Genomic DNA, 26,909 nt, shown 5'->3' with positions numbered 1-26,909 from the left:
CGGCGAAGGGCCGGCGACCGGACGCGAAAGGGCCGCCGTTTCCCATCTGGAAACGGCGGCCCGGTCGTCACGTCGAGGCGATAGGGCTCAGAAGCTGAACCGTGCGCCGACGCGGATCGAGTAGAGCGACTGACGCGAATAGATCGTGTCGCTCGGCGCCGATGCGGGCGCGCTGTACCGATATTGTGCGCAGGCCTGGCTCGAATTCGCCGTGACCGCTGCGCCCGGCGCCGTGCCGGTCGCGACCGCCGTCTGGAGGCACTGAACGCGAACCGCCGGGATCGTGTACGGGAACTGGTATTCGCGGATCTGGCCCCAGTTCTTGTTCAGGAAGTTGGTGACGTTCTCGATATCCGCGAACAGCTGGACGCGGCTGGCGCCGACGAAGGTCGGGATTTCCTGCGACAGATGAAGGTCGAAACGCGTGAACCACTTCGAGTTGAAGCCGTTGCGCGGCGTGATCTTGCCACGATACTTCTTCAGGTCGGTCGAGTTTATAAGCGCCTCGAACGTGTCGCGCGTTGCCACGCTGTCATACGACACCAGCGCATCGGTGGTCGAGGTCGGCACGTAGAGGAGGTAGCGCGATGCGCTGCCGATCGTGCCGAACACCGGCGACCGGTTCGAGGACAGATCCTGCATCGTGTAGCTGTACGGGCGACCGATACGCGTCTCGCCGAACAGCGTGAAGTTGGTCTTGTAGTCGCCGAAGAACGCGTGGTTGAAGCTGACGTTATACTTGATGTTGTGCTTCACCTGGTCGTTCGAGATGCCATAGGCGGCGCCGTTGGCATCGAGGAACGCGCCGTTGCCGTAGTTGGACGACGCGGTCGACGAGGTTGCCGGCGCCTGATCCTTGATGTCCTGATAGGTGTAGCTGACGCCCAGGTTGAGGCCGAAATCGAAGTCCTTGCTGACGCGCGCGACGCCGATGTAGCTGCGGCCACGCGTGGTGTTCGTCAGATACAGGTCCGAATTGGTGTCGGCGAACGTGGTCCGCGAGGCATAGCGTACGCGGCCATCTGGCGTCCGCAATGCCGTCGGCGCGACGCGCAGATCGGTGAAAAACACCTGGTTGCGGACGTCGGACCACAGGAAGTCGGCGCCGAAGTGCCAGCCATCGCCGAACGTGCCACCCCAGTTGGGATCATAGTCGGCCGACAGCGTGCCACGCCACTGCGACGGCACCTTGAAGTTCGGATCGAGTGCGTTGGTCGGCGAAAGCGTGTTGACCGTCGCGTTGGTGAGCACGCCATTGGCCGCCGCCGGGACCGCCGTGCCGTTCACGTTGGTCAGGATCGCGCCGCCGTTGGTCTGCGCGTCCGCCGCGGACAGCCCGGCGATCGTGTAGCTGTTGTTGTTGTTCTGGCGGACGTCGATCGCGTTGGTCAGGAAGCCCGTGTTCGAGAAGCTGTTCGAGACATAGACGTCGGGCGCGCCGCCCGAGAAGATGCCGATACCGCCGCGCAGCGACACCGCCGACACCGGCTTGAAGTCGAACCCGATGCGCGGCTGGAACACGCCGCGGCCCGAGATATAGGCGGTGTTCGGGAAGTTGTAGCGCGACAGGAATGCCGAGTTCAGCTCGGGACGGCTATGGCCGCCGAACGTGTCGTAGCGTGCGCCGTAGGACAGCGTGAACAGGTCGCTCAGGCGCCACGTGTCCTGAACACCGAAGCTGTAGGACTGGTAGCGGAAGCGCGCGGCACCGTTGACCGGGTCGAGCGACGGAACGGCATTGCCATAACGGAAACGCTGCGCATTGCCGGCCTGGAAATCGGCGATCGAGTCGAAGTAGTAATCGCCCGCCGTCCGCTGGACGAACAGGTTGTTGATCTTCGAATCGGTGAACTCACCGAACACGCGGACGTCATGATTGTCCCGCGTCAGGCGCCCCTGCACGAGGCCGCCGAAGCTGCGGCTGGTCAGTTCGTTCGACTGGCGCGAGATGTCCGGTCCGAACGAGACGTTGCCAAAGCCCGACTGGCAAGTGTTGGACAAGTCGTTGTTGGTCGCGGTGCCGGTGCCGCGATCCGAGGTCGGCGCGGTGCAGACCTGCATCTGGGCGAAGCCGCGGCCGAGGATCGGGTCCTGACCGCGCTTATAGTCCTTGTAGAAGCCGCGGATTTCGGTCGAGAATTCCTCGCTCCAGTCGCTGTTCAACTGCGCGACGCCGGTATGGAGGCGGTTCGACGAGATATAGCCGTTCGACTCGAGGCCGAGCCCGGGCGTGCCCGTGACGAAGGTGTTCTGACCGAGCTGGATCGAATCCTTCGTGTAGAGATAGGTCAGCGACGCGCGCTGCGTATCCGACAGGTTGGCGTCGATACGGGCGACGAGGCGATCGTCGCGATCGTTCGAATCCTGCAGCACACCGCCGGTGTCATAGCCGTAGCGCGAGTCCGCGATCTGCTGGATCTGGGCGACCTGTGCGTCGGTGATGTTGGGGACGACCGTACCGGCGTTGGTGCCGGCGGTACCCTCGACGATCGGGGTGTTCGCACGGATGCGCTCGCCCGCGATCATGAAGAACAGCTTGTCCTTGATGATCGGCCCGGACAGCTCCGCGCCGAAATTCTCGTACTTGAAGTCGGGAATGTTGACGCGGCCGGTGGGAACGCCGGGGCCTGCCTTCGTGCGGTTGCCGGTCAGGCTGTCGTCCGAATAGGCATAGAAGCCCGTGCCGTGGAATTCGTTGGTGCCCGACTTCAGGATTGCGTTGATCGCGCCGCCCTGGAAGTTGCCTTCGCGGACGTCATAGGGCGCGACCTTGGTCTGGAACTGGCCGATCGAATCGAACGGGATAGGCGCGCGGCGGGTCGGCAGGCCGTCGGGGTTGAGGCCGAAATTGTCGGTGACCGGCACGCCGTCGACCGAGAAGCGGTTGAAGCGCGCATTCTGGCCGGCGAACGAAACGGCACGACCGCCCGAGGGGGTGTCGTCGAGACGCGCGAACGGATCGCGGCGCATCAGGTCGCGGACGTCGCGGTTCACGGATGCGACCGAGCCGATCTGCTCGGCGTTCAGGACCGTTGCCGGGCCCTGGCTGACGTTGCGCGCGCGGGGCAGCGACGACGCGGTGATGACGATGTCCGCACCACCAGATTCGGCGGCGGCCAGCTCGATCGGCAGTTCATAGGTCTGCGCGACGGTGGTCTGGATGTCGGTGATCGACGTTTCGGGATAGCCCGCCGCGGTGACCGTGACGGTGAACGGACCACCCACGCGCAGGCCGCCGGCATTGAAGCTGCCCGAGGCGTCGGTCGTCTGCGTCGAGCGCGAACCCGACGGCACGTTCAGGATCACCACCGTCGCGCCGGCTACGGGCGCGCCATTGGCTGTAACAGTGCCGCGGATCGAGGAGGTCGTCTCCTGCGCGGACACGGCCATCGGCGCGATCAGCGCAATCGCCGCCGCACCCAGGAAAAGGTTGTTACGCATTTGAAATGTCCCCTTTGAGCTTATGCTCGAGATCCGCGACTTGATCGTTCGGTCAGCCGCGCCCCTGCGCTCCAAATATTTCGGTTCCATGACATTGGCGAGTCGCGTGTTGCGCCGGACGCACTCCGTCATATTGCGTTGCAAAAAAGCCACGGCCCGGCATCGATTGGTCCACGACGGAACCAATCTCGATCAAGTGCGTGGCACGCTGCGCGTTCAGCTCGCCGCGACGATCGCCGCCCATTCCGCCTCGGTGATCACGCGAATCCCCAGGTCGGTCGCCTTCTTCAGCTTCGACCCCGCGCCGGGGCCGGCGATGACGAGGTCGGTCTTGGCCGAAACCGACGCCGCGACGCGAGCGCCGAGCAGCTCGGCCTGCGCCTTGGCCTCGTCGCGGCTGAGCGTCTCGAGGCTGCCGGTGAAGACGAGCGTCTGGCCGCTGACGTCCGAATCGCGCGTCTCGTGGATGACATCGAGCGGGGTCACCTCGCGGAGCAGGTCGAACACGACCGCGCGGTTGTGCGGCTCGGCGCAGAAGCCGATGAGCGCGTTGGCGACCTCGGGGCCGACGCCCGCGGTTTCGATCACGCCGACGAGCAGCTTGTCGCGGCGCAGGACATATTTGCGCTCGGGCTCGCCGAGTACCGGCGTGATGCTGTGATACAGGAACACCGCGCGGCGCAGCATGCTGCCGAGCGCCTTGGCCGAGCGATAGCGGCGGGCGAGGTCGCGTGCGGTGATCTCGCCGACATGGCGGATGCCGAGCGAGAAGAGGAAGCGGTCGAGCGCGATGCTGCGTCGCGCGTCGATCGCGGCGATCAGCTTGGCCGCCCAGACACGGCCGTCCTTCTTGCGCGCGACCAGCTGCTCCTCGGTCAGGCGGAAGATGTCGGCGGGCGATTCGATCAGCCCGTCGCGGAAGAACGCCTCGACCAGGGTCTGGCCGAGCCCGCCAATGTCGAAGGCGTGGCGCGAGGTGAAATGGATGAGCCGCTCGACGCGCTGCGCGGGGCAGATCAGCCCGCCGGTGCAGCGATAGACGACCTCGCCCTCCTCGCGCTCGGCGGCCGACCCGCACTCGGGGCAGAGCCGGTCGAAGACATAGGCGGGGCGATTCTCGGCGGCGGTCAGGCTCTCGACGATCTGTGGGATGACGTCGCCGGCGCGCTGGACGAGGACGCGGTCGCCGACGCGGACGCCGAGCCGTTCGATCTCGTCGAAATTGTGCAAGGTCGCGTTGGTGACGACGACGCCGCCGACGGTGACGGGGTCGAGCCGCGCGACCGGGGTGAGCGCGCCAGTGCGCCCGACCTGGATGTCGATCGCGTTGAGCGTGGTCTGCGCGCGCTCGGCGGGGAATTTGTGCGCGATCGCCCAGCGCGGCGCGCGCGCGACCTGGCCGAGTCGCGCCTGCCAGTCGAGCCGGTCGACCTTGTACACGACGCCGTCGATGTCGAAGGGGAGCTCGGCCCGGCCGGCCTCGATCGCACGGTAGATTCCGAGCGCGCCCTGTTCGTCCTCGACGCGCGCGAAGGCATCGGCGACCGCGAAGCCCCAGGCGCGGAACTGGTCGACGATCGCGGACTGTGTCTCCCCGGGGACCGCGCTCGCCTCGCCCCAGCCATGCGCGAGGAAGCGCAGCGTGCGCTCGGCGGTGATGCCCGCGTCCTTCTGGCGGAGCGAGCCGGCGGCGGCGTTGCGGGGGTTGGCGAACTGGCGCGCCTCCTTGCCGGTCTGCTCGGCCTCCGCGAGCAGGCGGGCGTTGAGCGCGGCAAAGTCGGCCTTCGCCATATAGACCTCGCCGCGGATCTCGAAGACCGCAGGGTAGGGGGGCTCGCCCGCCAGTTGCTGCGGAATGTCGGCGATCGTGCGGACATTGGCGGTGACGTCCTCGCCGACCTGGCCGTCGCCGCGGGTGAGCGCCTGGACCAGCCGGCCGTCCTCGTAGCGTAGCGAGCAGGACAGGCCGTCGATCTTGGGCTCGGCGGTGAGCGCGACGGGGGCGTCGTCGGCGAGCTTGAGGAAGCGGCGGACGCGGCCGACGAATTCCTCGACCTCCTCGTCCGAGAACGCGTTGTCGAGGCTCATCATCGGTCTGGCGTGCGCGACCTTCGACAGATGCCCGGCGGGGGCGGCACCGACACTGCGGCTCGGTGAATCGGCGCGGACGCTCGCGGGGAACGCGGCCTCGATCGCGGTGTTGCGGCGGACCAGCCCGTCATAGTCCGCGTCGCTGATCTCGGGCGCGTCGTCGGTGTGATAGCGCGCATTGTGATAGGCGATGCGCTCGGCGAGCGTCGCCAGCTCGGCGGCGGCCTCCGCTTCGGTGGCGGGCAGGGCGGACGTGGGCAGCGCAGTCATGATCGCGGGGTTAGGCAGCTGCCCCGCGCGCGGCAAGAGTGTCAGGCGGTTTCGAGCAGCCGTTCGGCCTGTGCGCGCGCTTCGTCGGTGATCGTCGCACCCGAGAGCATCCGTGCGATCTCCTCGCGGCGTTCGGTCTCGTCGAGCGCGCGGACCCCGGTGCGCGTGACGGTGCCGTCATTGCTCTTGGCGATCAGCAAATGCTTGGCGCCGCGTGCCGCGACCTGCGGGCTGTGCGTGACGACGAGCAGCTGCGTGCTCTGCGCGAGCCGTGCGAGTCGCTCGCCGATCGCGCTGGCGACCGCACCGCCGACGCCGCGGTCGATCTCGTCGAACACCATCGTCGTCGCGCCGCCTTCCTCCGCGAGCGCGACCTTCAAGGCGAGGATGAAACGCGACAATTCGCCGCCGCTGGCGATCTTGGTGAGGCCGGCGAACGGCGCGCCGGGGTTGGTCGAGATCTCGAACTCGACTCGGTCCTTGCCCGCGCCCGACCAGCCCTCCTCGCCGAGCGGGGCGCAGACGGTGCGGAAGCGGGCGGCGTCGAGTTTCAGCGGCGCGAGCTCGCCCGCGACCGCGGTGTCGAGTCGCAGCGCCGCCTTGGCGCGGCGGGCCGAGAGCGCGTCCGCAGCCTTGTCGTAGGCGGCGCGCGCCTTGGCGAGCGTCGCCTCGAGCAACGCGATACCGCCTTCGCCCGCGTCGAGTCGTTCGAGCCGGGCGCGCATCTCGTCGGCCAGCGCGGCGAGGTCATCGGGCTGGACGCGGTGCTTGCGTGCCATCGCGCGGAGTTCGAACAGCCGCGCCTCGTCGTCCTCGAGACTGCGCGGGTCATAGGCGAGGTCGATCCGCGCATCGCGCATCCGCTCCTCGGCGACCGATCCCTCGATCACCGCGCGGTCGACCGCGGCGAGCGCATCGGCCAGCGCGACATGATCGCCCGAAATCCGCTCCAGCACACGCGCCGCCTGGCGCAGCTTGGCGAGCCCGCCATCCGAGCCTTCGAGATAGTCGTCGATCGCCGACAGGTCGTCCGCGATCTTCTCCGCGCGCTGCATCGATCGGCGGGTATCGGCGAGCGTTTCCTCCTCGCCCGGCTCGGCACCGAGTGCGGTCAGTTCGGCGACGGTGTGTTCGAGCCAGTCGCGGTCGCGCGCGGCGCTTTCGATATCGGCGCGCGCGGTGGCGAGTGCGTCCTCGGCCTCGCGCAATGCGGTCCAGGCGCGGGTCGTCGCGGCGGGTTCGGTACGGCCGAAAATGTCGAGCAGTGCACGGTGGCCACGCGGGTTAAGCAGGCCGCGCTCGTCATGCTGGCCGTGAATCTCGACCAGCGTCGGCGCCATCTCGCGTAGCAGGCCAGCGGAGGCGGGCTGGTCGTTGACGAAGCCGCGGCTGCCGCCATCGGCCTTGACGATACGGCGGATAATCAGCGGTTCGCCCGCCTCGATCGTCAGCCCGTTCTCATCGAGCAGCGCCATCAGCGGCGTGCCGGGGGCGGGCGGATCGAAGGTCGCGGTGACCACCGCCTGCGCAGCACCATGCCGGACCAGTCCGCTGTCGCCGCGACCGCCGAGCGCGAGTCCGAGCGCATCGAGCAGAATCGACTTGCCCGCGCCGGTCTCGCCGGTCAGCACGCCGAGCCCCGGGCCGAAGCCGAGGTCGAGCGCCTCGATCAATACCACGTCGCGGATGGAGAGTTCTGTCAGCATCGGTTCGTCCCTTAGACGATCCGGATGCGAAAATGATCCCCCAATGTTCCGCTTGGTGCGGATGGGGGCTTTCAGGCTTGACGCTTTGCGGTCGAGGCTTCTCGTCACCGCCGCGCTCCGTGAACACTGCCCTCCTCGTCATCCTGACGAAAGTCAGGATCCAGGGTCACGCGCGCTCGGGTTTGTGGCTCTGGATCCTGACTTTCGTCAGGATGACGGCGGAGGGGCGGACGTCGTGGCTCTGGGCAGTGACGTCCGTCAGGATGACGAGTGGGGGAGGGGCGGCGCGCGCCGCCCTTGCTCAGTTGCCGGGCGTGGTGCGCGTGGTGCCGGCGGGGCCGACCGGGCCCGACCCGCCTGCCGCAGCGGAACCAGAGCCGCCATTGCCGGGCGAGCCCGGGATTGCCGGGGTCTCGCCGAGGCCAGCGGCGGGGAGCGCGCCGGGGGTGCCGGCGGGGACGATCTGCGCGCCCGTCGCGATCGGCGCCAGCGGCTTGACCGGATGCTCCTGCATGAGCTTGTACGCGCGTTGATACCAGGGCGTGCCCGGATAGTTGCGACCCAGCACCGCCGCGGCCTTCTCGGCCTCGATCGGGACGCCAAGCGCGAGATAGGTCTCGGTCAGACGCATCAGCGCCTCGGGGGTGTGCGTGGTCTGCTGATACTGGTCGATCACGGTGCGGAACCGCCCGTTCGCCGCGAGCCATTGGCCGCGCGTCTCGTAGAAGCGACCGATCTCCATCTCCTTGCCGCCAAGGTGATCGTTGACGAGATCGATCTTCAGCCGCGCATCCGACGCATAGCGCGTGTTGGGATAGCGCCGTGTCAGCTCGCCCAGCGCGTCGAGCGCCTGGCGCGTGATCTTCTGGTCGCGCGTGACGTCGGTGATCTGCTCGTAATAGCCCAGCGCGATCAGGTAATAGGCATAGGGCGCGTCGCGGTTGCCCGGGTGGACCGCGATGAACCGCTGCGCCGACTGGATCGACTTGGTATAGTCGGTGTCGAGATAATAGCTGAACGCGCTCATGATCTGCGCACGGCGGGCCCAGATCGAATAGGGATGCTGGCGCTCGACTTCGTCGAACAGCTGCGCCGATTCCTTGTAGCGCCCCTGGTCGAGCCGCTTCTTCGCCAGCGAGTAGAGCGTGCCCACGTCGCGCGCGACATACGGGATGTCGGTGGAGGTGCGCGAACTCGCGCACCCGGCCATGGGGAGCGCTATGGCGGCGAGGAGCGCGATCGAGAGCGCGCGAGACTGGGGGATACGCATGGACGTCGTCCTTAGCGTAACCGGGGGCACGCGAACAATCCCCCCTAGCGAGGGCGTTTGGAGACGTCTGAAGCAGGGGCCTTCGGGGCGGTCTATTCAGCCACAATTCACCGGTCGACGGGCGCGATACGCCTGGCGCGATGCCGCGTCGACGACGGGACATTCCCGGCGTCTCGCCAGTTGGGCCCCGGGGCGCTATGCCGCGCCAGTCCGCCAGCCTTGAGAAGGAACGTTTGATGCCCGCCACCCTGCTTCACACCCATCGTGTCGAGAAGCCCTGGGGACGCCACACGCTGTGGCCCGGCTTTGACGATCCCGCCCCGGATGCGCCGGCGATCGGCGAGGTCTGGTTCCAGGAACCCGGCGACACGACCCCCGATCTGCTGATCAAATATCTGTTCACCAGCGAGAAGTTGTCGGTGCAGGTCCATCCCGACGACGACCAGGCGCATGCGCGCGGCCTGCCACGAGGTAAGGACGAATGCTGGACGGTGCTGGCCGCCGAACCCGATTCGACGATCGCCGTCGGCACCAAGGCGCCGATGTCGCGCGACGACCTGCGCGCGGCCGCGATCGACGGCACGATCGAGGACAAGCTTTACTGGAAGCCGGTCAAGGCGGGCGATTTCATGTACTGCGCCTCCGACACGATCCACGCGATCGGCGGCGGCCTGACGGTGATCGAGGTTCAGCAGAATTCGGAAACCACCTATCGCCTCTATGATTATGGCAGCGACCGCGAACTACACCTCGACGACGGCATCGCGGTCTCGGATCCGGTGCCCTATCAGCCGATCACGTCGCCGGGCGTCGTCTCCGAAGGTCGGACGATCCAGGTCGAAGGCCCCAAGTTCGTGCTCGAGCGCTGGACCGGTGGCGAGCATGCGGTGACCCTTCCTGAAGGGCGGACCGCCTGGCTGATCCCGATCACCGGAACGGGCAGCGTCGCGGGCGTCGCGTTCAAGGCGGGCGAATGCGTCACCGTGACCGGGTCCGAGCGGATCGAGGCCAGCGACGACGCCGACCTGCTGTTCGCCTATGCGGGCGACACGCGGATCTGATCGGGCGCTGCGGCGGGGGGCGGTGCGCCTCCCGCCGCCCCATCGATGCGACCGGCCAGATATACGTCGATCCGTGCGGCGGCGTCGGCGGGTACGTGCAGCCCGAGCTTGCTGCGGCGATAGAGGATGTCGGCCGCCGACCGCGCCCATTCCTGATCGACGAGATAGTCGATCTCGGCAGCATGAAGCCCCGCGCCGAAATCCTCGCCAAGCTCGGCGGTGGTGCGCGCCGCACCGAGGATCCGGTCCACCCGCGTCCCGTAGGCGCGGCCGAGTCGGCGCAGCAGTTCAGTCGGCAGGTCGGGGTACGCCCGGATCAGCGCTTCGAGATACCGGTCGAAATTGCTCTCGGGCAGATCGCCACCGGGCAGCGCGACCGTCGCGGTCCAGCTTTTTGTCAGGTCCGTGTTTCGATCGGGGAAGAAGGGGGCAAGCTGAATCAGCGCGTGCTCGGCGAGCTTGCGATAGGTCGTGATCTTGCCGCCGAAGATGCTCAGCATCGCGGCGCGATCCTCCGCGGCGTCGAGATCTAGCACATAGTCGCGTGTCACCGCCGACGCACTGGCCGCGTGATCGTCGTAGAGCGGGCGGATCCCCGAATAGCTCCACACGATGTCGGCGGGGGTGATGCCACGCTGGAAATACCGGTCGATGGTGTCGCACAGATAGGCGGTCTCGGCGGCGTCGATCGTCGCGGGGCCGGGCGCGCCCTGCCACGCCTCGTCGGTGGTGCCGATCAGCGTGAAGCGACCTTCATAGGGAATCGCGAAGACGACGCGCTTGTCCGGGTTCTGCAACAGCAGGGCGTGATCGCCCGCATAGAGGCGCGGCACGACGATGTGGCTGCCCTTGATCAGCCGGACGCCGCGGTCGCGGCGCGAATCGGGCACCTTCCCCAGCACATCGGCGACCCAGGGTCCCGCCGCGTTGACGAGCACGCGGGCGGTGACGGTGCGCTCGCCCTGCGCATCGGCGATCGTCGCGGACCAGCCGCCGTCCCGTCGGGTCGCCGCGACCAGCTGGGTGCGCGTCAGGATCGTCGCGCCGCGCTCTGCCGCGTCGCGCGCGTTGAGGACGACCAGCCGGCTGTCCTCCACCCAGCAATCCGAATAGACGAAGGCGCGCGTCGCGCCGGGTTTCAGCCCGTCGCCCAGCGGATCGCGGTCGAAACGCACGGTCCGCGTCGCGGGCAGGATCTTGCGGCCGCCCAGATGGTCGTAGAGGAACAGCCCGAGCCGGACCATCCAGGCAGGACGCGGCGAATGCGTCTGCGGCAGGACGAACTGCAGCGGCCAGATGATGTGCGGCGCGATCGCCAGCAGCCGCTCGCGTTCGATCAGCGCCTCGCGCACCAGCCGGAGTTCGCCATATTCGAGATAGCGCAGCCCGCCATGGATCAGCTTGGTGCTGGCTGACGAGGTATGGCTGGCGAGATCGTCCTGCTCGACCAGCAGGACCGACAGTCCGCGCCCGGCGGCATCGCGCGCGATCCCGGTGCCGTTGATGCCGCCGCCGACGATCAACAGGTCGACGTCGAATTTCGCGGGCGTTTTCATCATCGTCTCCCGTTTACCACCGCGGGCCGACCGGTGGCTAGCCTCGACGCGGGGTGGTGGGGCGGCCTAGAGCGGTCGCAAAGGAGAGCCGCATGGGCCAAGCCACGCATGTCCTCGCGATCGATCAGGGTACGACATCGACGCGCAGCATCCTGTTCGATGCGACGGCCAGACCGGTAGCGACGGCGCAGCGCGAATTCGCGCAGCATTATCCGCGACTCGGCTGGGTCGAGCATGACCCCGAGGACATCTGGCGCGATACGCTGGTGACCGCGCGCGAGGCGATCGCACGCGGCGGCGTGCCCGCGCGCGACATCGCGGCGATCGGCATCACCAACCAGCGCGAAACCGTCGTCGTCTGGGATCGCGCGACGGGCACGCCGATCTACCCCGCGATCGTGTGGCAGGATCGCCGCACCGCAGACGTGTGTCAGAGCCTGAAGGCCGAGGGCGCGGAACAGATGGTCCGCGACAAGACCGGCTTGCTGCTCGATCCCTATTTCTCCGCGACCAAGATCGCGTGGATCCTCGACACCGTGCCGGGTGCGCGGGCGCGCGCGGACAAGGGGGAGCTCGCCTTCGGCACGATCGACTGTTTCCTGTTGTGGCGGCTTACCGGCGGCGCGGTGCATGCGACCGACGTGACCAATGCCGGCCGCACGCTCCTCTATGACATTCGCCGACAGGACTGGGACGATGCGCTGTGCCGGCTGCTGCGCGTGCCCCAGGCGATGCTGCCCGAGGTGCACGACAACAGCCATGTGTTCGGCACGACCGCGCCCGGGCTGTTCGACGTCCCGATCCCGATCGCGGGAATGGCGGGGGATCAGCAGGCGGCGTTGTTCGGCCAGGCCTGTTTCGCGCGCGGCATGGTCAAGTCGACCTATGGAACGGGATGTTTCATGCTGCTCAACACCGGTGACACGGCGATCGCGTCCGACCACCGGTTGCTGACCACGCCCGCCTATCGGCTGAACGGGCAGATGACCTATGCGCTGGAGGGATCGATCTTCGTCGCCGGCGCGGCGGTCAAGTGGCTGCGCGACGGGCTCGGCGTGATCACCAGCGCGCACCAGACGCACGACATGGCGACCGAGGTTCCCGACAGCCACGGCGTCTACATGGTCCCCGCCTTTGTCGGGCTGGGCGCGCCGCACTGGGATCCCGACGCGCGCGGGCTCATTACCGGGCTGACGCTGGGCGCGACGGGTGCCCATCTCGCACGCGCCGCGCTCGAGGCGGTCGGCTATCAGACGCTCGATCTGGCGCAGGCGATGGTCGCGGACGGCGGCGCGGCGCCCGCGACGCTCAGGATCGACGGCGGCATGGCGGCGAACGACTGGCTCTGTCAGTTTCTCGCGGACATGCTCGAGACACCGGTCGAGCGGCCGACGCATCTCGAGACGACGGCGCTGGGCGCGGCGTTCCATGCGGGGCTGGCGACCGGGGTCTGGCCCGATCTCGATGCGTTGTCGCAGACGTGGCGGCGGGGGGCGTGTTTCGAGCCGCGCATGGGGGCGAGCGACCGCGCCGCGCTGATCGCCGGCTGGCACGCCGCGTTACGCAAGGCGCTCAGTACGGACTGACGATCGGCGGGGTATTAGTTAGGATGCGACGCGCAGGCCCGTCACGCGCTGGACCAGGACTTCGATCTGGCCGCGGTGAAAGCCTGCGGCGAGGAACCGCTCGATCTCGGCGACCGGCAGCGCGAAGCCGTGGCGCCACGCATGGACCGAGAGCCGACGCAGCGCCTCGAGCCGCGGGTCGGCCAGCGGCGAGCGCTCGGACAGGCCGAAGATCGTCCGCAGTGCACGGTCCAGCCGTCCCGGCACCGCCAGGCGGCGCAGGCCGTCTTGCTTGGCAAGCATGATGACGTGCCATTCGAGCTGCGTGAACCCGGCCCGGCCTTCGGTCTGCGCGGCGCTGATCGTCGGCCGGCTGGCGACGGGGGCGGCGAACAGGTTGTCGAGGTCGAGATAGGCCATGGTCGGGTCTCTTCGGATGGACAAAGGGGCACGCGGCGAGGGTGCCGCGTGGGAACGGGTCGAATTGTGGTGCAGCGCTTCGGGGCGGCAGCAAAATCATCGGTCGGTGAAGACCGGAGCAGGATCCCAGGACCCCGATCGTCTTCGATACCGCTCGGTATAGTAAGCGCAGGCGGGCGTCAATCGCCTTTTGTACCGCCGGGTAGGGTTTCGACAGGGGCTGAAAACCGTAACGTCACCCGCCGCGGGGGCGGCGAGTGACGTCAGTCGGGCAGTCTTGGATTGGCGGGCAGCTGTAAGCCGGCCCGGGGGTCGGCTCAGCCCTCGTTGGCGCGCTTCGCCAGTTCCTTGTTCACGCCAAGCGCGATCAGCGTGCAGACCGCACCCGAGAACAGATAGGCGCCGCTGGCCGCGAGGCCGAGCTTGCTCGACAGGAGCAGTGCGGCGAGCGGGGCGAAGCCCGCACCGAACAGCCAGGCCAGATCGGTCGTGAGCGCCGAGCCGGTATAGCGGTGCGTCTTGCCGAGGCTGGTCGCGAGCGAGCCCGACGACTGGCCGAAGGACAGGCCGAACAGCGCGAAGCCGACGATCATGAACACCCACTCACCGGTTGCGCCGCCATCGAGCAGCATCGGCGCGCCGATTGCGAACAGCGCGATCAGCACCGCGGTGCTGCCGAGCAGCGTGCGGCGACCGATGCGATCGGCGAGCAGCCCGGAAACGAGCGTCGCGCACAGACCGATCGCCGCGCCGATCACCTCGATCGTCAGGAACCGGCCCGGCGTCTCGCGCGTGAACAGCACGATCCACGACAGCGGGAACACCGTCACCATATGGAACAGCGCGAAGCTGGCGAGCGGGGCGAAGGCGCCGAGCACGATGGTGCGGCCTTCCGCGCGAATCGTGTCGAGCACGGGCGCCGGCTGTAGCGCACGCGATTCGAACAGCGTCGTGAACTCAGGGGTGACGACGAGGCGGAGGCGGGCGAAGAGCGCGACGACGTTGATCGCGAACGCCACGAAGAACGGATAGCGCCAGCCCCAGTCGATGAAGTCGGCGGCAGGCAGCGTCGCGACGAAGAAGGCGAACAGGCCGCTAGCCACCAGCAGGCCGAACGGCGCGCCGAGCTGTGGCAGCATCGCGTACCAGCCGCGGCGACCCTCGGGCGCGTTCAGCGAGAGCAGCGAGGCGAGACCGTCCCAGGCACCCGCGAGCGCGATGCCCTGCGCGATACGCAGGATCGACAGCAGCACGACCGACCAGTTGCCGACCTGCGCATAGCCGGGGAGGAAGCCCATCGCCACGGTCGCCGTGCCGAGCAGGAACAGCGCGATCGTCAGCTTGGCGCTGCGGCCATAGAGCCGGTCGACCGCGATGAAGATCACCGACCCGAGCGGGCGCGCGATGAAGGCGAGCGCGAACACCGCGAACGAGTAGATCGTCCCCTGCAGCCGGTCGACATAGGGGAAGATCAGCGTCGGGAAGACGATGACCGAGGCGATCGCATAGACGAAAAAGTCGAAAAATTCGGACGTGCGTCCGATGACGACGCCGATCGCGATCTCGCCCGGCGACACCTTTTTCCCGTGATCGTGAAGATCGCGGGCATCGTCTTCAAAAGACGTCGATGCGGCGTGTGCACTCATTCTCAAACTCGCTTCCGTGAGGCGGCTCGCCGCCCAATGGCCTTTTCGGACGGCGCACCGATCATACGCCTTTTCGTCGACTGCGGGCAGGGCCTTTCGGAGTCACACCGAGAGACCTATCTCTGTCGCATCATGAGCGCCATGCCTTTGCTGCAGTGCGGCGCCCATTGGACAAATTGTCCACTATGGAATGATCTAACAGCGGCGTAGGGGCGAGTACATGACCGCCGAGCTATCGAATTCCAGGCCCCGATCCTGGCTCTTACGCGCAGCAGCCCTGCTGCCCGCGCTGTTGATCAGTGGATGCAACTGGGTCGTGATGTCGCCATCTGGCGATATTGCGGTGCAGCAGCGTGACCTGGTCCTCATCTCCACCGGGCTGATGCTCATCATCATCGTCCCGGTGATCGCGCTGACGTTGTTCTTCGCCTATCATTACCGGCAGACGAACAAGAGCGCGAAGTACGAGCCGACCTGGGATCACTCGGTCGGGCTCGAGCTGCTGATCTGGGGCGTGCCGCTGCTGATCATCATCGCACTGGGCGCATTGACCTGGACCAGCACGCATCTGCTCGATCCCTATCGTCCGCTCGGCCGCATCTCGGCACAGAGCGGCGATATCGGCGAGAACACGCCGGTGGGGCAGCTCGCGGGTAACCAGCAGACGATCACGGGCGGCAAGCCGCTCGACGTCCAGGTGGTCGCGCTCGACTGGAAATGGCTGTTCATCTACCCCGAATACGGCATCGCCACGGTCAACGAACTGGCCGCGCCGGTCGATCGCCCGCTGCGCTTCAAGATGACCTCGTCCTCGGTCATGAACGCCTTCTACATCCCCGCGCTCGCCGGCATGATCTACACCATGCCCGGGATGGAGACGACGCTGCATGCGGTGATCAACAAGCCCGGCAATTACGAAGGCTTCTCGTCCAACTATAGCGGCGCGGGCTTTTCGGGCATGCGCTTCCGCTTCCACGGGGTGTCCGACGCGGGCTTCGATGCCTGGGTCGCGAAGGTCCGCAACGGCGGCGGCGGTCTGAACCGTGCGAATTACATGCAGCTCGAAAAGCCGAGCGAGAAGGTCCCGGTTCGCTATTTCGGCGGTGTCGAGAGCTCGCTGTTCAAGGCGATCGTCGAGCAGTGCGTGAAGCCTGGCAAGCCGTGCATGTCAGACATGATGGGCAAGAACCCGCATGACGGCATGGCGATGCCCGGCGTCAATGGCGGCAGCGGGCCCCAGGATGCCGGCCCCCGACCCGAGGGCGGCTTGATGAAGGACGGCGACGAAAAGGGGAGCGGGAAACACTGGTCTGCGCCAGCCGACATAAAACGCGACGGCGCCAACGCCGCGCCCGGCTCGCCTGCCAACCGCAATCACACCATGCTGACCCCCTCAACCATGCCGGGCTCGCGCCCCGTCGCGAACGGCTAGAGAAAAGCTCATGTCAGACTCCATATTGAAGACGATCTTCGGCCGACTGACGCTGGAATCGCTGCCGCTGCATGAACCGATCGTCGTCGCGACGTTCGGCATGGTGGCGATCGGCGGTGCCGCGCTGCTGGCCGCGCTCACCTATTTCAAGGTGTGGGGCTATCTGTGGAACCAGTGGTTCACCAGCGTCGATCACAAGAAGATCGGGATCATGTACATGATCCTCGCGATCGTCATGCTGCTGCGCGGCTTCTCCGACGCGATCATGATGCGCCTGCAGCAGGCGATGGCGTTCGGGGGTAGCGAAGGCTATCTCAACGCGCATCACTATGACCAGGTCTTCACCGCGCACGGCGTGATCATGATCTTCTTCGTGGCGATGCCGATGGTCACGGGACTGATGAACTATGTCGTCCCGCTCCAGATCGGTGCGCGCGACGTGTCCTTCCCGTTCCTGAACAATTTCAGCTTCTGGATGACCGCGGCGGGTGCCGTGATCGTCATGATGTCGCTGTTCATCGGCGAGTTCGCGCGGACCGGCTGGCTCGCGATGCCGCCGCTGTCGGGGATCGCTTATTCGCCCGATGTCGGGGTCGATTATTATATTTGGGCGCTCCAGATCGCGGGCATCGGAACGTTGCTGTCCGGCGTCAATCTGGTCGCGACCATCGTCAAGATGCGTGCGCCCGGCATGGGCATGATGAAGATGCCGATCTTCACCTGGACCGCGCTGTGCACCAACATCCTGATCGTCGCCGCCTTCCCGGTGCTGACCGCGGTGCTCGCGATGCTGTCGCTCGACCGTTACATCGGTACCGCGTTCTTCACGAACGACGCGGGCGGCAACCCGATGATGTACGTCAACCTGATCTGGATCTGGGGTCACCCCGAGGTCTACATCCTGGTCCTGCCGGCGTTCGGCATCTTCTCGGAGGTCACCTCGACCTTCTCGGGCAAGCGCCTCTTCGGCTACAGCTCGATGGTCTATGCGACGCTCGTCATCACGATCCTGTCGTATCTCGTCTGGCTGCACCACTTCTTCACCATGGGGTCGGGGGCGAGCGTCAACTCGTTCTTCGGCATCACCACGATGATCATCTCGATCCCGACCGGGGCCAAGATCTTCAACTGGCTGTTCACCATGTACAAGGGGCGGATCCGGTTCGAACTGCCGATGATGTGGACGATCGCCTTCATGGTGACCTTCACGATCGGCGGCATGACCGGTGTCCTGCTCGCGGTGCCGCCGGCCGACTTCGTGCTGCACAACTCGCTGTTTCTGGTCGCGCATTTCCATAACGTGATCATCGGCGGCACGCTGTTCGGCATGTTCGCCGGGATCAACTACTGGTTCCCGAAGGCGTTCGGCTTCAAGCTGGACGAGAAGTGGGGCAAGGTGTCGTTCTGGTGCTGGGTGTCGGGCTTCTACTTCGCCTTCATGCCGCTCTATGTGCTCGGCCTGATGGGCGTGACCCGCCGCATGCGCTATTTCGACGATCCGAACCTGCAGATCTGGTTCGTCATCGCCGCCTTCGGTGCAGCACTGGTCGCGGTCGGCATCGCTGCCTTCCTGATCCAGATCTTCGTCAGCATCCGCAACCGCGAGGCGCTCGCCGATCACACCGGCGATCCCTGGGGTGGCCGGACGCTCGAATGGGCAACCTCGTCGCCGCCGCCCGACTATAACTTCGCGTTCACGCCCGTCGTCCATGACCTGGACGCCTGGTACGACATGAAGGACCGCAAGCATCAGCGGCCGGTCAGCGGCTTCCGCGCGATCCACATGCCGAGCAACACGGGTACCGGCGTCGTGCTGGGCGTACTCAGCATCGCCTTCGGCTTCGCGATGATCTGGTACATGTGGTGGCTCGCGGGTCTGACGCTGGTCGGGATCTTCGCCACGACGATCTTCCACACCTTCAACTACAAGCGCGACTTCTACATCCCGGTCGAGGACGTGATCGCCAGCGAGGACGCGCGCACCCGCATGCTCGCGACCCAGGGAGCCTGACGCGATGTCTTCGGTATCATTGAAGAAGGACGGTCTGGACGAGAAGGGTGAGCCCCTCTCGTTCTACCAACTCGAAGAGCATCACCATCCCGAGGGCAGCAGCACGATGCTGGGCTTCTGGATGTACCTGATGAGCGATTGCCTCATCTTCGCGGTGCTGTTCGCAGCTTACGGCGTGCTCGGCACCAGCTATGCCGGCGGACCGACGCCCAAGGAGATCTTCGAGCTGCCGCTCGTCGCGGTGAACACTGCGATGCTGCTGTTCTCGTCGATCACCTATGGTTTCGCGATGCTGTCGATGGAGGAAGGGCGTCAGCGCATCATGCAGATGTGGCTGGCCTTTACCGGGCTGTTCGGCCTCGCCTTCCTGTCGATCGAAATGTACGAGTTCGCCACCCTCATCCATGAGGGCGCGGGCCCGACGCGCAGCGCGTTCCTGTCGTCCTTCTTCACGCTGGTCGGCACGCACGGCCTGCACGTGACGATGGGCTTCATCTGGCTCGTCACGCTGATGGTGCAGGTCCAGAAGCACGGCCTGATCGCCGCGAACAAGCGCCGCCTGATGTGCCTCAGCATGTTCTGGCACTTCCTCGACGTCATCTGGATCGGCGTCTTCACCTTCGTCTATCTGATGGGTTCGCTGCGATGACCGACCGCCCCGCCACCGCGCACGACGCGCATGCCGACCATGCCCATGACGATCATGGGCATGGCGACGATCACGCATCGCACGGGACGCGCAAGAGCTACCTGAAGGGGTTCTTCCTCTCGGTCATCCTGACCGCGATCCCGTTCTGGGCCGTGATGACCGGTGCGTTCAAGGATCCTTCGACCGCCGCGCTGGTGATCATGCTGTTCGCGGTGATCCAGATCGTCGTCCACATGATCTACTTCCTGCACATGAACGGAAAGTCCGAGAATGGCTGGACGATGATGGCGCTGATCTTCACGATCATCCTCGTCGTGATCACGCTCAGCGGCTCGATCTGGGTCATGTATCACCTCAACACCAACATGATGCCGATGCAGGCCGCGGTAGATATGTGATGACAGGGCATGCCCGGCCGCGGCCGGCGATCTGGGTGGCGGGCTTCATCGCGCTGCTGCTGTTCGCCGGGTTCTGCGCGCTGGGTGTGTGGCAGGTCGAGCGGCGCGCATGGAAGCTCGACCTGATCCGGCAGGTGGCCGCGCGGTCGCAGGCCGCACCGGTCGCGCCACCCGGGCCAGCGCGCTGGCCGGCGATCACGGCGAGCAGCGATGCGTATCGCCGGATCCGGGTGAGCGGCGTCTTCGCGCATGACCGCACGACGCTGGTCCGCGCCGCCACGGCGCTCGGCAGCGGCTATTGGGTGATGACGCCGCTGCGGACTGCGCAGGGCTTCGATGTTCTGGTCAACCGCGGCTATGTCTCGCCCGAACAGCGCAGCGCCTATGCGCGGCCGGTCGGGACGGTGACCGTGACGGGCTATCTGCGGATCACCGAACCCGGCGGCGGCTTCCTGCGCAAGAATGATCCCGCGACCGACAATTGGTATTCGCGCGACGTCGCTGCGATCGCGGGCGCGCGTGGCCTTGGTCGCACGGCCCCCTATTTCATCGATGCGGACAAGGTCGGGGACGGCGCACCGGTCGGCGGCCAGACCGTCATCGCGTTTCCGAACAATCATCTCGTCTACATGCTGACATGGTTCGGCCTCGCCGCGATGACGGTGATCGGGTTCGTCGTGTTCGTGCGCCACGATCGTCGTCATGATAGACGCTGATCGGCGACGCCGTGCGTTGAGCGCGTCGCAGGAGAGATGGACCGCGTGACGGCGCACGACACGATGAGATTGGCGATGGATTCCTCGCGGTGGCAGGCCTGGGTCAGCCGCGCGCGCGCGGATACCGATGCCGCGGGCAATGCGAACATGCGGCAGCTGGTCACGCTGCGCTGGATCGCGGTGGCGGGGCAGCTGGTCACCGTGCTGACGGTCCGCTTCCTGCTGGGGATCGACCTGCCGCTGGTGCCGATGTTGATGGCGATGGCGGCGTCGGTCGCGCTCAACCTGGCGAGCATGCGGCTCTATGGCTGGCAGCGGGGGGCGAATGCGCAGCTGCTGCTCGCGATGCTGCTTGATGTCGGGTTGCTGACCGTGCAGCTCTACCTCAGTGGCGGCGCGACCAATCCGTTCATCGCGCTGTATCTGTTGCAGGTCGTGCTGGGCGCGGTGCTGCTCGATCGCTGGTCGAGCTGGGCGATCGTCGGGGTGACGGGCGGGTGTTTCGCGCTGCTGACGATCCGCTATCGCCCGCTCGCCCTGCCGACCGATTATGCGGGGGAGTATTTCGCGCTCTACACCGTCGGGTCGCTGCTCAATTTCCTGCTCGTCGCGACGCTGCTGGTACTCTTCATGACGCGGATCACGGGCAATCTGCGCGCCCGCGACGAGCATCTGGCGGATCTGCGCCAGCAGGCGGCGGAGGAGGATCACATCGTCCGCATGGGCCTGCTCGCGTCGGGTGCCGCGCACGAACTCGGCACGCCGCTCGCGTCGCTGGCGGTCATCCTCAACGACTGGAAGCGGATGCCCGCGCTCGCCACCGATGCGGGGATGCTCGAGGAGATTGGCGAGATGCAGGCCGAGGTCCAGCGGTGCAAGACGATCGTCACCAACATCCTGCTGGCGGCGGGCGAGGCGCGCGGCGAGGCACCCGAGGTCGTGCCGCTCCACGTCTTCCTCGACGCGATCGTCGAGGACTGGCGCGCGCTGCACGCCGGTGTCGAGTTCGACTATACCAGCCGGCTCGGCGACGATCCGCTGATCGTCTCGGATCCCGCGCTCAAGCAGGTGATCGCCAACGTGCTCGACAATGCCGCCGAAGCATCGCCCGCCTGGGTCGGGTTTTCGGGCGAGCGGTCGGGCGATCATCTGGCGTTGATCGTCCGCGATCACGGACCGGGGTTCACGCGCGACAAGCTGGCGAGCTTCGGCAAGCCCTATCAGTCGAGCAAGCGCGATCCCGGCCATGGTCTCGGCCTGTTCCTCGCGGTCAATGCGATGCGCAAGCTGGGGGGCAGCGTGGCGGTCGCCAACCGCGAGACGGGTGGCGCGGAAGTGACGTTGATGCTGCCGCTGGCGGCGATCGCCCTGGAGCGTGACGAATGAGCGAGCCCGATATCCCCCCGGTCAAGCGCCTCGTGATCGTCGAGGACGACGAGACGTTTGCGCGCACGCTGAAACGTTCGTTCGAGCGGCGCGGCTATGCGGTCCGGCTTGCGGCGAGCCATGAGGATCTGGTCGTGCTGCTCGCCGACGACGTGCCGCAATATGCGGTGGTCGACCTGAAGCTCGGCGGGGCATCGGGGCTGGTCTGCGTCCAGACGCTGCACGCGCATGACCCCGATATCCTCGTCGTCGTGCTGACCGGCTTTGCGAGCATCGCGACCGCGGTCGAGGCGATCAAGCTCGGCGCCTCGCATTATCTGGTCAAGCCGTCGAACACCGACGACATCGAGGCGGCGTTCGACCGGACCGAGGGCAAGGTCGACACCGCGGTGACCGAACGTCGCGCGACGATCAAGACGCTCGAATGGGAGCGGATCCACGCGACGCTGGCGGAAACCGGGTTCAACATTTCGGAGACTGCGCGGCAACTCGGGATGCACCGGCGGACGCTCGCGCGCAAACTCGAGAAGCGGCCGGTCAAATAGCCGCAACGCTTGGCGTGGGGCGGGCGTTATGGTGCGATGGTGTCGCCCTCTTCCTCCCGCCTCTGGGTGCCGCGGCGCCTCCTCGCGACGCCGTCGTCGCTCCTCTGGGACCATGGCGAACAGATCGTCGCGCGCGCACGGGCGCTGGACGTGGCGGTGACGGCGCTGCCCAGCGATCGTCTCCGCCTCGACCTGCCCGACGATCCCCGGCAGCAATATGCACAGGCGAAGGCGACGCTGGCGCTTGTCGTCGCCCCGCCCTCGAAACGCCGGTTGCAGCCGATCGCGCCGAGCGCCGACTGGCGGATCGATCTCGCCGAAGGGTGTCCTGCGCATTGCGGCTATTGCTATCTCGCGGGGTCTCTGAAGGGGCCGCCGATCACGCGGGTCTATGCGAACCTGCCCGAGATCCTGGCCGAGCTTCCTGCGCATCTCGGCCAGGGGACGGTCACCTCGCGCTCCGCCACGCGCGCGCAGGAGGGCACGACGTTCGAGGCGTCCTGTTATACCGATCCGCTCGCGATCGATCATGTCACGGGGTCGCTGTCCGCGCTGATCGCGCATTTCGGCGCGTGGGAGGCGGACGTGCAGCTGCGCTTCACGACGAAGTTCGACGCGGTCGAGCCGCTGCTCGCGCTCGATCACGCGGGGCGGACGCGGATGCGCGCGTCGATCAACCCCGCAGGCTATGCGCGGTTTGAGGGCGGCACGAGCCCGGTCGCGGCCCGGCTGGGCGCGCTGCGCCGGATGGCGGATGCGGGGTACAAGGTCGGGCTGACGATCGCACCGATCATCGCCGCGGAGGGATGGCGCGAGGCCTATGCCGAGCTGATCGCGCAGGCGGGGAAGGTGCTCGGCGATATCCCGGACCTCACGATCGAGCTGATCACGCATCGCTACACACCCGGGTCCAAGGCGGTGCTGCAGACCTGGTATCCCGGCTCGTCGCTCGATCTCGGCATGGCGAACCGCACCGAGAAGCGCACCAAGTTCGGCTCGGTCAAATATGTCTATGACGCGGACACGATGCGGGCGTTGCGCACCTTCTTCGCTGACGAGATCGCGTCGCGCCTGCCCGAGGCGCGGATCCTCTACTGGACGTGATCGCCGTCCAACCGGGCAACACAGCGTTGCCGACCCTGCGCTGGTGGGCGCCGGTACCGTCGCCTATCTGGATACCAAGATCTTGCGCGCCGCCGTCGCCCGGCGCTCGCGCGTGACAACAGGAGATTTCTGCATGCCCGTCCTTCTCGGTATTTCCGGCAGCCTGCGCCGCCAGTCGTTCAACGCCGCGATCCTCAATTCGCTCGCCGACGCGCTGGGGGACAAGGCGACACTGCGGATCTTCCCGCTCAACGCGATCCCGATGTACGATCAGGATGCCGATACCGACACGCCACCCGAGGCGGTCGCCGCGCTGCGGGCGGCCATCGGCGAGGCGGACGGGATCGTGATCGCGTCGCCCGAATATAATCACGGCATGCCCGGCGTGTTGAAGAACGCGCTCGACTGGGCGTCGCGGCCCTACGGCAAGGCGACGCTGACGGGGAAGCCGGTGTTCACACTGACCTCGTCGCCGGGCGCGGTCGGCGGTGCGCGTGCGCAGGCGCAGCTGAACGAGACGCTGGCGTCGATCGGCGCGCGCACGCTGCTGCGGCCGCAGTCGGTGATCGGTTCGGTGCACGAGAAGATCGCCGACGGGCGGCTGAGCGACACGTCGACGCTCGACTTCCTGTTGAGCGGTATCGACGCCCTGCTGGCGGAGATCGAACGGCCCGCATCGGCCGTGCGCGAGGCGAACTGAGATGCGGCGCGTGCTGCGGACCTATCCCGCCCAGCGTGACGACATCGCCGATCTCGTCACGCGGCGCCCGCTGCCGGGGCCGCAGCTGCCGCAGGTCGACCCGTTCCTGTTCCTCAACCATCATGGGCCGCAGACCTATCGGCCCGGCAATAACGGCCTGCCGTTCGGACCGCATCCGCATCGCGGGTTCGAAACGGTCAGCTTCATCCTGAGCGGCGCGATGGCGCATCTCGACAGCGGCGGGCACGAAAGCGTGATGCAGGCGGGCGGGGTGCAGTGGATGACCGCGGGGTCGGGGCTGATCCATGCGGAGGTCTCGCCCGCGTCGTTCAAGCGCGACGGCGGGCCGCTCGAGATCCTCCAGCTCTGGGTCAATCTGCCGGGGCGGCTGAAGATGACCAAGCCCGCCTATACCGGTCTCCAGCGTGAGGACATGCCGGCGGTCGCCGTCGAGGGCGGGGTCGTGAATGTCATCGCGGGCACGTTTGAAGGGCAGGCGGGGCCGGTTGAGTCGCTGACGGGTGTTGCGATGATGACGGTCGAGCTGGCAGCGGGGGGGCGGGTTACACTGCCGGCACCGCGGGGTCGCAGCGTATTCTTCTATGTGATCGAGGGGCGGCCCGAGATCAGCGGGACGGTCGTCGAGCCGTGGCACCTCGTCACGTTCGACGAAGACGGCGATACGATCGAGGTCGCGGCGTCAGGCCCGGTGCGGCTGGTCTTCGGCCATGCCGATCCAATCGACGAGCCGGTCGTGGCGCACGGGCCGTTCGTGATGACCACGCGCGAGGAGATCGGCGAGGCGATCCGCGATTACCAGGCGGGGCTGTTCGGGCCCGCGCCGGTTATCGCCTGAATCCATAACCGTCATCCCCGCGGAGGCGGGGATCCATACTGGCTGGCCTCGGTGACAGCGCCGGGAGGTCAGCCAGTATGGGTTCCCGCCTTCGCGGGAATGACGGTGGTGGGGCGGGGGGCTTACTTCGCCAGCACGGCCGACTGGTCGACCGCGACCACCGGCAGCCACACCGCGCTCGCCGACGCGCCGCCGCGTTCGATCGTTACCGTCGCCTTCTTGTAGTCCGCCTTCTTCGCGAGGAAGATGTTGGGGACGAAGGTCTGCGGGTTGCGGTCGTAGAGCGGGAACAGGCTCGACTGAACCTGCACCATGATCCGGTGCCCCGGCTGGAAGACGTGGTTCACGGTCGGCAGGCGGAACTTGTAGCGCTGCGTCTTGCCGGCCGGGATCGCGCTCGGCTTGGCGAAGCTGTCGCGGTAGCGACCGCGGAAGATGTCGAGGCTGATCGGCAGTTCATAGCCGCCCATCTTCGGATCGCTCGCGACCTCGTCGGGATAGACGTCGATCACCTTGACGACGAAGTCGGCATCGGTCCCCGTCGTCTTGGCATAGATGTCCGCGATCGGCGCGCCCGACACGCGGACCGGGGTCGTCAGTACGTCGGTCGTGTAGGTCATTACGTCGGTGCGGCCATCCACCCCGCGCTGGTCGCTGACCAGCCAGTCGCCCCAGCGGCCGTCGCCGAAATTGACCGGCCTCGGCAGATGCGGGACGGGCTTGGCGGGGTCGGAGACATAGCTGTCGCCGCCGCTCGCCGCCTTGGTGAAGTCCAGCCCGCCCTCGGCGCCGAGGTAGATCGGCTTGAGCGGTGCGGCACAGCCGCTCTCGCAGGCGAGCGGCCAAGTCGACAGCTTGTCCCAGTGATTCTCGCCGGTGTTGTAGATCGCCGCGGCGGGCAGCGTGACCGCGGGGCCGTCCTTCAGATACTGGTCGAACATCGGCAGCACCATCTGTTCGCGGAACTGCTGCGCGGTGTCGCCGTCCCACTGGAACGGGCCGAGGCTGCGGCCGTCGCGGTTGACCTGGCTGTGCCGCCACGGACCCATGACGAGATGGTTGTTGCCCATCTTGCCCTTCGCCTTCAGCGCCTCCCACGCGGTGATCGCGCCGTACATGTCCTCCTGGTCCCACAGCCCCTGTTCCCAGAGCGTCGGGACGTTCGAGGGGTTGGCGGCGAGCAGCTTGTCGAGCGCCTGGCCCTGCCAGAACGCGTCATAGGCGGGATGTGCGACCATGCGCTGCCAATAGGGAAGCTGGTCGTAGCCCGACGCCTTGGCCCAGTCGCCCGCCGAGCCGATGCGGCGGAAATTCTCGTAATCGTCATAGCCGCCGGTCGGCGGCGCCTTGCCCGCGCCCTTGTAGCCGGTCTGGCCGCCGAGCCAGGCGATGTTGGCGAGGCGGAACGCGCCGTAATGGAACCAGTCGTCGCCCATCCAGCCGTCGATCATCGGGCTTTCTGGCACTGCGGCCTTGAGCGCGGGGTGCGGGTTGAGCAGCGCCATGACGACGGTGAAGCCCTCATAGGACGACCCGATCATGCCGACGCGGCCGTTCGATTCGGGCAGGTTCGCCTTGTTCACCAGCCAGTCGATCGTGTCATAGGCGTCGGTGACATGATCGACCTTGGTCGGGTTGAGCGGGCCGATCACCGGGCGCGTGACGACATACTCGCCCTCCGAGCCATATTTGCCGCGGACGTCCTGATAGACGCGGATATACCCGCCCTTGACGAACATCTCGTCGGCGAGCGGCAGCGTCGAGAGGATGCTCGGGCTGTCCATCCGCGTCGCGCGCGACTTCGCGTCATACGGCGTGCGGGTCAGCACGATCGGCGCATTGGTCAGCCCCTTGGGATAGACGATGACGGTGTAGAGCTTCGTCCCGTCGCGCATCGGGACCATCACCTCGCGCTTGACGTAGTCGCGGTTGGCGGTGGCGGGGACGAACTTGGCCGGCACGTCGCCGCCGGCGGGGGCAGTCTTGTCAGAAACAGTCTGGGGCACCTGCGCCGACGAAACGGTGGCGAGCGCGATCGAGGCAAGAAGGACGAGCTTGAGGGTCATGAAACGCTCCGGAAGAGGAT

Annotated in this window: 20 protein-coding genes; 12 read left to right on the top strand and 8 right to left on the bottom strand. The window is 66.8% G+C overall.

The genetic code is table 11. The annotated features are described in order from the left end of the window. Positions 1 to 87: 87 nt before the first annotated feature. The 4 genes from C8J24_RS03640 to C8J24_RS03625 all read right to left on the bottom strand — a co-directional run bounded on the left by C8J24_RS03640 (position 88) and on the right by C8J24_RS03625 (position 8,778). Positions 88 to 3,441 carry a TonB-dependent receptor gene (locus C8J24_RS03640; RefSeq protein WP_107930373.1) on the bottom strand — a complete coding sequence of 1,118 codons (3,354 nt, stop codon included), beginning with the start codon at positions 3,439 to 3,441 and terminating at the stop codon, positions 88 to 90. Positions 3,442 to 3,657: 216 nt separating this feature from the next. After that, entirely contained in the window at positions 3,658 to 5,802 is a 2,145-nt protein-coding gene (gene ligA / locus C8J24_RS03635; protein WP_107930371.1) for an NAD-dependent DNA ligase LigA, read from the bottom strand. A gap of 41 nt (positions 5,803 to 5,843) precedes the next feature. Further along, positions 5,844 to 7,508: a DNA repair protein RecN gene (gene recN / locus C8J24_RS03630; RefSeq protein ID WP_107930369.1), complete on the bottom strand. Its 1,665-nt coding sequence runs from the start codon at positions 7,506 to 7,508 to the stop codon at positions 5,844 to 5,846. 301 nt (positions 7,509 to 7,809) lie between these two features. Continuing rightward, complete coding sequence (locus tag C8J24_RS03625; protein ID WP_056407265.1) at positions 7,810 to 8,778, bottom strand: outer membrane protein assembly factor BamD; 969 nt, start codon at positions 8,776 to 8,778, stop codon at positions 7,810 to 7,812. Between the two features lie 236 nt (positions 8,779 to 9,014). Here C8J24_RS03625 and C8J24_RS03620 point away from each other — a divergent pair, with 236 nt between their 5' ends. Beyond that, positions 9,015 to 9,839, top strand: a complete 825-nt coding sequence (locus C8J24_RS03620) for a pirin family protein (protein ID WP_107930367.1) — start codon at positions 9,015 to 9,017, stop codon at positions 9,837 to 9,839. Here the strand turns inward: C8J24_RS03620 and C8J24_RS03615 are convergent. Beyond that, positions 9,815 to 11,395, bottom strand: a complete 1,581-nt coding sequence (locus C8J24_RS03615; protein ID WP_107930364.1) for a glycerol-3-phosphate dehydrogenase — start codon at positions 11,393 to 11,395, stop codon at positions 9,815 to 9,817. The two genes, C8J24_RS03620 and C8J24_RS03615, sit on opposite strands and share 25 nt — an antisense overlap. Before the next feature lie 92 nt (positions 11,396 to 11,487). On the opposite strand from C8J24_RS03615, the gene glpK reads away from it, so the two are divergent. Continuing rightward, positions 11,488 to 12,981, top strand: a complete 1,494-nt coding sequence (gene glpK / locus C8J24_RS03610) for a glycerol kinase GlpK (protein WP_107930362.1) — start codon at positions 11,488 to 11,490, stop codon at positions 12,979 to 12,981. Positions 12,982 to 12,999: 18 nt separating this feature from the next. On the opposite strand, the gene C8J24_RS03605 is transcribed toward glpK, so the two are convergent. After that, a complete protein-coding gene (locus C8J24_RS03605) occupies positions 13,000 to 13,380 on the bottom strand; it encodes a hypothetical protein (protein WP_107930360.1) in 381 nt (126 codons plus the stop codon). Between the two features lie 317 nt (positions 13,381 to 13,697). Then, on the bottom strand, positions 13,698 to 15,026 hold the full coding sequence (locus tag C8J24_RS03600; RefSeq protein ID WP_107930358.1) for an MFS transporter: 1,329 nt from the start codon (positions 15,024 to 15,026) through the stop codon (positions 13,698 to 13,700). Positions 15,027 to 15,345: 319 nt separating this feature from the next. On the opposite strand from C8J24_RS03600, the gene C8J24_RS03595 reads away from it, so the two are divergent. From C8J24_RS03595 to C8J24_RS03550, 10 genes are all read left to right on the top strand, one after another. Further along, on the top strand, positions 15,346 to 16,458 hold the full coding sequence (locus tag C8J24_RS03595; protein ID WP_420894097.1) for a ubiquinol oxidase subunit II: 1,113 nt from the start codon (positions 15,346 to 15,348) through the stop codon (positions 16,456 to 16,458). 10 nt (positions 16,459 to 16,468) lie between these two features. Further along, positions 16,469 to 18,469 carry a cytochrome o ubiquinol oxidase subunit I gene (gene cyoB, locus C8J24_RS03590; RefSeq protein ID WP_031395866.1) on the top strand — a complete coding sequence of 667 codons (2,001 nt, stop codon included), beginning with the start codon at positions 16,469 to 16,471 and terminating at the stop codon, positions 18,467 to 18,469. A 4-nt stretch (positions 18,470 to 18,473) separates the two neighbouring features. Continuing rightward, the gene (gene cyoC / locus C8J24_RS03585; RefSeq protein ID WP_042467557.1) at positions 18,474 to 19,118 is read left to right on the top strand and encodes a cytochrome o ubiquinol oxidase subunit III; all 645 of its coding nucleotides are present in this window, start codon (positions 18,474 to 18,476) and stop codon (positions 19,116 to 19,118) included. Continuing rightward, a complete protein-coding gene (gene cyoD, locus C8J24_RS03580) occupies positions 19,115 to 19,516 on the top strand; it encodes a cytochrome o ubiquinol oxidase subunit IV (RefSeq protein ID WP_031395868.1) in 402 nt (133 codons plus the stop codon). The genes cyoC and cyoD overlap by 4 nt, the downstream gene beginning before the upstream one ends. Next, the gene (locus C8J24_RS03575) at positions 19,516 to 20,232 is read left to right on the top strand and encodes an SURF1 family protein (protein WP_107930355.1); all 717 of its coding nucleotides are present in this window, start codon (positions 19,516 to 19,518) and stop codon (positions 20,230 to 20,232) included. Before cyoD ends, C8J24_RS03575 begins: the two co-directional genes overlap by 1 nt. Before the next feature lie 75 nt (positions 20,233 to 20,307). Then, positions 20,308 to 21,618, top strand: coding sequence for an ATP-binding protein (locus tag C8J24_RS03570; protein WP_042467562.1), 1,311 nt, complete (start codon positions 20,308 to 20,310; stop codon positions 21,616 to 21,618). Then, entirely contained in the window at positions 21,615 to 22,163 is a 549-nt protein-coding gene (locus C8J24_RS03565; RefSeq protein ID WP_197975339.1) for a response regulator transcription factor, read from the top strand. Before C8J24_RS03570 ends, C8J24_RS03565 begins: the two co-directional genes overlap by 4 nt. 66 nt (positions 22,164 to 22,229) lie before the next feature. Further along, on the top strand, positions 22,230 to 23,267 hold the full coding sequence (locus tag C8J24_RS03560; RefSeq protein WP_244180391.1) for a radical SAM protein: 1,038 nt from the start codon (positions 22,230 to 22,232) through the stop codon (positions 23,265 to 23,267). 133 nt (positions 23,268 to 23,400) lie between these two features. Continuing rightward, on the top strand, positions 23,401 to 23,967 hold the full coding sequence (locus tag C8J24_RS03555) for an NADPH-dependent FMN reductase (protein ID WP_107045232.1): 567 nt from the start codon (positions 23,401 to 23,403) through the stop codon (positions 23,965 to 23,967). A 1-nt stretch (position 23,968) separates the two neighbouring features. After that, the gene (locus tag C8J24_RS03550; protein WP_107930349.1) at positions 23,969 to 24,823 is read left to right on the top strand and encodes a pirin family protein; all 855 of its coding nucleotides are present in this window, start codon (positions 23,969 to 23,971) and stop codon (positions 24,821 to 24,823) included. A 122-nt stretch (positions 24,824 to 24,945) separates the two neighbouring features. Here the strand turns inward: C8J24_RS03550 and C8J24_RS03545 are convergent, their stop codons facing one another. Continuing rightward, positions 24,946 to 26,889 (bottom strand): CocE/NonD family hydrolase, encoded by a 1,944-nt coding sequence (locus C8J24_RS03545; RefSeq protein ID WP_107930347.1) that lies wholly within the window; start codon positions 26,887 to 26,889, stop codon positions 24,946 to 24,948. Positions 26,890 to 26,909 lie beyond the last annotated feature (20 nt).

Source organism: Sphingomonas aerolata (genome assembly GCF_003046295.1).
Lineage (GTDB): Bacteria > Pseudomonadota > Alphaproteobacteria > Sphingomonadales > Sphingomonadaceae > Sphingomonas > Sphingomonas aerolata.
Note: the sequence above shows the minus strand (reverse complement) of the source record. Positions and strands in the feature narration are given on the sequence as shown.

Excerpts from the sequence above, each read along its gene's own strand:
- cyoB (WP_031395866.1), top strand. The coding sequence starts at position 16,469 with ATGTCAGACTCCATATTGAAGACGATCTTCGGCCGACTGACGCTGGAA.
- C8J24_RS03545 (WP_107930347.1), bottom strand. The coding sequence starts at position 26,889 with ATGACCCTCAAGCTCGTCCTTCTTGCCTCGATCGCGCTCGCCACCGTT.
- recN (WP_107930369.1), bottom strand. The coding sequence starts at position 7,508 with ATGCTGACAGAACTCTCCATCCGCGACGTGGTATTGATCGAGGCGCTC.
- cyoC (WP_042467557.1), top strand. The coding sequence starts at position 18,474 with ATGTCTTCGGTATCATTGAAGAAGGACGGTCTGGACGAGAAGGGTGAG.
- C8J24_RS03570 (WP_042467562.1), top strand. The coding sequence starts at position 20,308 with ATGGATTCCTCGCGGTGGCAGGCCTGGGTCAGCCGCGCGCGCGCGGAT.
- C8J24_RS03625 (WP_056407265.1), bottom strand. The coding sequence starts at position 8,778 with ATGCGTATCCCCCAGTCTCGCGCGCTCTCGATCGCGCTCCTCGCCGCC.
- C8J24_RS03600 (WP_107930358.1), bottom strand. The coding sequence starts at position 15,026 with ATGAGTGCACACGCCGCATCGACGTCTTTTGAAGACGATGCCCGCGAT.
- C8J24_RS03615 (WP_107930364.1), bottom strand. The coding sequence starts at position 11,395 with ATGAAAACGCCCGCGAAATTCGACGTCGACCTGTTGATCGTCGGCGGC.
- C8J24_RS03575 (WP_107930355.1), top strand. The coding sequence starts at position 19,516 with ATGACAGGGCATGCCCGGCCGCGGCCGGCGATCTGGGTGGCGGGCTTC.
- C8J24_RS03565 (WP_197975339.1), top strand. The coding sequence starts at position 21,615 with ATGAGCGAGCCCGATATCCCCCCGGTCAAGCGCCTCGTGATCGTCGAG.
- glpK (WP_107930362.1), top strand. The coding sequence starts at position 11,488 with ATGGGCCAAGCCACGCATGTCCTCGCGATCGATCAGGGTACGACATCG.
- C8J24_RS03640 (WP_107930373.1), bottom strand. The coding sequence starts at position 3,441 with ATGCGTAACAACCTTTTCCTGGGTGCGGCGGCGATTGCGCTGATCGCG.
- C8J24_RS03550 (WP_107930349.1), top strand. The coding sequence starts at position 23,969 with ATGCGGCGCGTGCTGCGGACCTATCCCGCCCAGCGTGACGACATCGCC.
- C8J24_RS03605 (WP_107930360.1), bottom strand. The coding sequence starts at position 13,380 with ATGGCCTATCTCGACCTCGACAACCTGTTCGCCGCCCCCGTCGCCAGC.
- C8J24_RS03595 (WP_420894097.1), top strand. The coding sequence starts at position 15,346 with ATGTCGCCATCTGGCGATATTGCGGTGCAGCAGCGTGACCTGGTCCTC.
- ligA (WP_107930371.1), bottom strand. The coding sequence starts at position 5,802 with ATGACTGCGCTGCCCACGTCCGCCCTGCCCGCCACCGAAGCGGAGGCC.
- C8J24_RS03620 (WP_107930367.1), top strand. The coding sequence starts at position 9,015 with ATGCCCGCCACCCTGCTTCACACCCATCGTGTCGAGAAGCCCTGGGGA.
- cyoD (WP_031395868.1), top strand. The coding sequence starts at position 19,115 with ATGACCGACCGCCCCGCCACCGCGCACGACGCGCATGCCGACCATGCC.
- C8J24_RS03555 (WP_107045232.1), top strand. The coding sequence starts at position 23,401 with ATGCCCGTCCTTCTCGGTATTTCCGGCAGCCTGCGCCGCCAGTCGTTC.